The sequence below is a fragment of the Sagittula sp. SSi028 genome, assembly GCF_048553715.1.
In the GTDB taxonomy this organism is placed as follows: Bacteria; Pseudomonadota; Alphaproteobacteria; order Rhodobacterales; family Rhodobacteraceae; genus Sagittula.
Genome location: NZ_JBLZNC010000034.1, coordinates 1 through 2,516 on the forward strand (window position 1 = coordinate 1; position 2,516 = coordinate 2,516).

General features: G+C 54.1%; 1 rRNA gene. It reads left to right on the plus strand.

Features of this window, described 5'->3' with window-relative positions:
• Positions 1-2,435: ribosomal RNA gene (locus tag ACN5AZ_RS18580) — 23S ribosomal RNA — on the plus strand; the annotation flags it as partial.
• Positions 2,436-2,516 lie beyond the last annotated feature (81 nt).

A 2,516-nucleotide genomic window follows, 5' to 3' on the forward strand; every position in this document is an offset into this window, starting at 1 on the left:
TATTAAGTAGGGCGGGACACGTGAAATCCTGTCTGAAGATCGGAGGACCACCTTCGAAGGCTAAGTACTCCTTGCTGACCGATAGTGAACCAGTACCGTGAGGGAAAGGTGAAAAGCACCCCGACGAGGGGAGTGAAACAGTACCTGAAACCGAACGCCTACAATCAGTCGGAGGCTCCTTGCGAGCTGACGGCGTACCTTTTGTATAATGGGTCATCGACTTGGTCTATCTAGCAAGCTTAAGCCGTTAGGTGTAGGCGCAGCGAAAGCGAGTCTTAATAGGGCGTCGAGTTAGATGGATCAGACCCGAAACCGAGTGATCTAGGCATGACCAGGATGAAGGTAAGGTAACACTTACTGGAGGTCCGAACCCACACCTGTTGAAAAAGGTCGGGATGAGTTGTGCCTAGGGGTGAAAGGCCAATCAAACTCGGAGATAGCTGGTTCTCCGCGAAATCTATTTAGGTAGAGCGTCATCCGAATACCCCGGGGGGTAGAGCACTGGATGGGTAATGGGGCCCCACAGGCTTACTGATCCTAACCAAACTCCGAATACCCGGGAGTACTAGATGGCAGACACACTGCGGGTGCTAACGCCCGTAGTGGAGAGGGAAACAACCCTGACCTCCAGCTAAGGCCCCTAATTCATGGCTAAGTGGGAAAGCAGGTGGGACGACCAAAACAACCAGGAGGTTGGCTTAGAAGCAGCCATCCTTTAAAGATAGCGTAACAGCTCACTGGTCTAAACAAGTTGTCCTGCGGCGAAGATGTAACGGGGCTCAAGCCATGAGCCGAAGCTGAGGATGCACATAGTGCATGGTAGCGGAGCGTAGTGTGACATAGCACTCATCCGTATTTGCTCCTTCGGGAGTAACGACGGATCGAGTGCTTTCGATGAAGCCCGGGCGTGAGCCATCGGGTGGAGAGATCACTAGCGAGAATGATGACATGAGTAGCGACAAAGAGTGTGAGAGACACTCTCGCCGAAAGTCCAAGGGTTCCTGCTTAAAGCTAATCTGAGCAGGGTAAGCCGGCCCCTAAGGCGAGGCCGAAAGGCGTAGTCGATGGGAACCAGGTTAATATTCCTGGGCCGTGTGGTGGTGACGGATCGTGGCGACGCATGTTCCTTATCGGATTGGAGCATGTTCAAGACGGTTCCTGGAAATAGCCCCACTTTTAGACCGTACCCTAAACCGACACAGGTGGACTGGTAGAGTATACCAAGGCGCTTGAGAGAACGATGTTGAAGGAACTCGGCAAAATACCTCCGTAAGTTCGCGAGAAGGAGGCCCGGCGTATGATCGTCGGGGGCACAAACCAGGGGGTGGCGACTGTTTATTAAAAACACAGGGCTCTGCGAAGTCGCAAGACGACGTATAGGGTCTGACGCCTGCCCGGTGCCTGAAGGTTAAAAGGAGGGGTGAGAGCTCTGAATTGAAGCCCAGGTAAACGGCGGCCGTAACTATAACGGTCCTAAGGTAGCGAAATTCCTTGTCGGGTAAGTTCCGACCTGCACGAATGGCGTAACGACTTCCCCGCTGTCTCCAACATCGACTCAGCGAAATTGAATTGCCTGTCAAGATGCAGGCTTCCCGCGGTTAGACGGAAAGACCCCGTGCACCTTCACTACAGCTTCGCACTGGCATCAGACACAACATGTGCAGGATAGGTGGTAGGCTTCGAAACCGGGACGCCAGTCTCGGTGGAGCCTCCCTTGAGATACCACCCTTGTTCTGTTTGATGTCTAACCGCGGTCCGTTATCCGGATCCGGGACCCTGCGTGGTGGGTAGTTTGACTGGGGCGGTCGCCTCCTAAAGCGTAACGGAGGCGCGCGAAGGTTGGCTCAGAGCGGTCGGAAATCGCTCGTTGAGTGCAATGGCAAAAGCCAGCCTGACTGCGAGACTGACAAGTCGAGCAGAGACGAAAGTCGGCCATAGTGATCCGGTGGTCCCAAGTGGGAGGGCCATCGCTCAACGGATAAAAGGTACGCCGGGGATAACAGGCTGATACTGCCCAAGAGTCCATATCGACGGCAGTGTTTGGCACCTCGATGTCGGCTCATCTCATCCTGGGGCTGGAGCAGGTCCCAAGGGTATGGCTGTTCGCCATTTAAAGAGGTACGTGAGCTGGGTTTAGAACGTCGTGAGACAGTTCGGTCCCTATCTGCCGTGGGTGTAGGATACTTGAGAGGAGTTGCCCCTAGTACGAGAGGACCGGGGTGAACGATCCACTGGTGGACCAGTTGTCGTGCCAACGGCAGTGCTGGGTAGCTATGATCGGACAGGATAACCGCTGAAGGCATCTAAGCGGGAAGCCCCCCTCAAAACAAGGTATCCCTGAGGACCGTGGAAGACCACCACGTCGATAGGCCGGAGATGTAAGTGCAGCAATGCATTCAGTTGACCGGTACTAATGGTCCGATAGGCTTGATTTGATCCAGTAACAGCAAGGTTCCAAACGAACCGTTACCAGATACAAGCATACACACAACGTGTACAAAACCTGGACAACACGC